This is a genomic window from Pedobacter sp. 01N416 (genome assembly GCF_056399685.1).
Genome location: NZ_JBFTRT010000621.1, coordinates 1 through 2,818, shown reverse-complemented (window position 1 = coordinate 2,818; position 2,818 = coordinate 1). Strand labels below are relative to the sequence as shown.

2 protein-coding genes are annotated in these 2,818 nt (G+C 40.9%); both read left to right on the top strand.

Annotated features, from left to right (window positions below; translation table 11 throughout):
* Positions 1 to 200: 200 nt before the first annotated feature.
* Positions 201 to 2,015 carry a sialate O-acetylesterase gene (locus AC1DND_RS24770; protein WP_477585219.1) on the top strand — a complete coding sequence of 605 codons (1,815 nt, stop codon included), beginning with the start codon at positions 201 to 203 and terminating at the stop codon, positions 2,013 to 2,015.
* Between the two features lie 130 nt (positions 2,016 to 2,145).
* Positions 2,146 to 2,818, top strand: a 673-nt coding sequence (locus AC1DND_RS24765) for a ligand-binding sensor domain-containing protein (RefSeq protein WP_477585218.1), incomplete at its 3' end; no start/stop codon positions are given.

Here is a 2,818-nt window from a genome sequence, read left to right as displayed (position 1 = left end):
ATGTATTTCTGTGATGAAACTGGGGGAAGGATGGTAAGCGTCTACATTTCCCCGAAAATTATCTATTGCCATATTTTCCAGACTTTCTAAGCATGACCGTAAAATCTTATCTTCCGCTTTGCGCTTTGCTCGTTACAGTTTTGTTCACAAACCTAAAGACAAAAGCTGAGGTAAAACTTCCACAGCTAATCAGTAATCGRATGGTGCTACAACGAAATACAGATTTAAAGATCTGGGGTTGGGCCAATGCAAATGAGAAAGTTAAACTTTCTTTTAGCAATAGAAAGTTTGAGACAATTACAGGCAGCGATGGGAAGTGGTTGATTATGCTTCCCAAAATGAAAGCTGGAGGCCCGTATACCATGACTATTGAAGGACAGAATTTGATTACATTAACCGATATTTTAATTGGAGACGTATATTTTTGTGCCGGCCAATCTAACATGGTGTTAGCAATGGAAAGACTGAAAGAAAATTATCCAAACGAAGTTAAGAACGACAATTTTCCCCAGATCAGAAATTTCTTTGTACCCACAAAAGCTGATGTATCCAAAGAATCACTGGATCTGCCAAAAGGGGAGTGGAAGTTGGCATCAGGTAAAGAATTGCTTGAGTTTGGAGGAGTTRCTTACTTCTTCGCAAAAAAACTCTATCAAAAATACAAAATTCCCATTGGGATCATTAATTCCAGTGTTGGCGGAACACCAATAGAGGCCTGGATGAGCATGGATGCATTTAAGGATTTTCCTGCAGCYGAAGCCCAGATCAAAAACTTTCGGGATACTACCTATATGAACAGCCTAAAAAGACAGGGGCTACCAATACCAGTTAAAACCTTGCAATCATCTTATGTGCCAAAAATATGGCATAAGTTCTGGATGCCAGGTTATTGGGCAGATCAGGGCGTGAGAAACCTGAATGGCATCCTGTACTTTAAAAAGGAAATTGATGTTCCTGCGGGGATGACAGGCGTGCAGGCAAAACTTTTTATGGGGCGTATTATCGATGCAGATTCCACTTTCGTAAATGGCGTTTTTGTAGGCAATATCACTTATCAGTATCCTCCAAGAAGATACAATGTGCCAGCCAACCTGTTAAAACCAGGTAAAAACACCATTTTAGTAAAAGTTACAAATACAACGGGCAAAGGTGGCTTTGTGCCTGACAAAAATTATTCGTTACAGGCCAACGGACAAGCAATTGACTTAAGGGGCGAATGGGATTACCAGGTGGACCAAGTATTTCCTAAACCAAGCTATTCCCAGCCAGGGCAACAAATTATCCAACCAATTGTGGCGCAAAGTTCTCCTACGGGACTTTACAATACCATGGTTGCACCTGCAATCAATTATAGTATAAGTGGCTTTTTATGGTACCAAGGTGAAACAAATGCAGGCAAGCCAAGAGAATATGCCAAACTGCTACCTGCACTAATTAACGATTGGAGAAATAAATGGGGCTTAGGCAATCTTCCATTTTTATTTGCACAACTACCCAATTATATGGAGGTTGATTATGTTCCCGTTGAGAGCGACTGGGCACAATTGCGGCAGAGCCAGCTCCAAACCTTAAAAGTACCAAATACAGGAATGTCTGTTGGGCTCGGTGCCGGCGAATGGAATGATATTCATCCCCTGAACAAAAAAACAATTGGCGAGCGTTTGGCTTTATGGGCCGAAAAGCTGATTTATGGTGAAAAAAACATCGTTTACTCAGGTCCAATCTACAGATCAGCAACAGTGCAAGGCAATAAGGTGATTTTGAATTTTGATTATGTGGGAAGTGGACTAACTGCAAAAGGTGAGCCCGAACTTTATCATTTTGCCATTGCAGGTGCCGATAAAAAATATGTTTGGGCCAAGGCTAAAATTGAAGGCAACACCGTAATTGTTTGGAACGATAGCATTTCCAATCCTGTTGCTGTTCGATACGCCTGGGCGGATAATCCCGACGGTGCAAATTTGTATAATGCAGAAGGCTTGCCGGCATCTCCGTTCGAGGCTGAAATAAAATAGTTTAAATTAGGGGTGTTAACTATATTTACGCACAAAGCAAATATAAATCCAAAGTGTACCAAAGGCGAGCCAAGCAAGCCCTGCACTAGTACAATCACAATCCAGATCGCTAAAGCGTGAATCTATTGTTATGATGTTAAAACGAGTATCAGGTATAAGCGCAATGTCACTTCTAGGGATATTGTTATTGACGTACACTATTGTAAAGGGGCAAAATAACCCCAATTTCATTACCCTTAATACTAAAAATGGTCTTTCTTCTAATACTGTAAATACAATCCTGCAAGATCATAATGGCCTTGTATGGTTTGGTACCAGCGATGGGCTGAATAAGTTTGATGGTACCAATTTTACCGTTTATACCACTAAAAGTGGCGATAGTACGAGCATTCCGTCTAACAATATCTCGGCACTTTTAGAAGACCGGAATGGAAGACTTTGGGTGGGTACAAACGGAGGGGGCTTGGCTTACTATGACGCTAAGAAAAATACATTTAAATCATTTGTAGGTGAAGGTATCCCGAATCGTAACGTCCCCTTTAATGTATTAACACTCTATGAAGATAGAACCGGAAATATTTGGGTAGGTACTTTTGGAGGCTATCGGGTGATCAATACCAAAACTTTTAAGGTAAAAAATGTAGGTATCGGTGCATTGATGGGCAACGGTTCCAGTGTGCTTTCTTTTCTTCAAGGTAGTGGCAATAAGATATGGATCGGCACCAATTTAGGGCTTTTGGCACTTAATTTAACCAATGGTGCCACCGAAAAGTTTATCCATCATCCCAATGACCCTTCGGGCC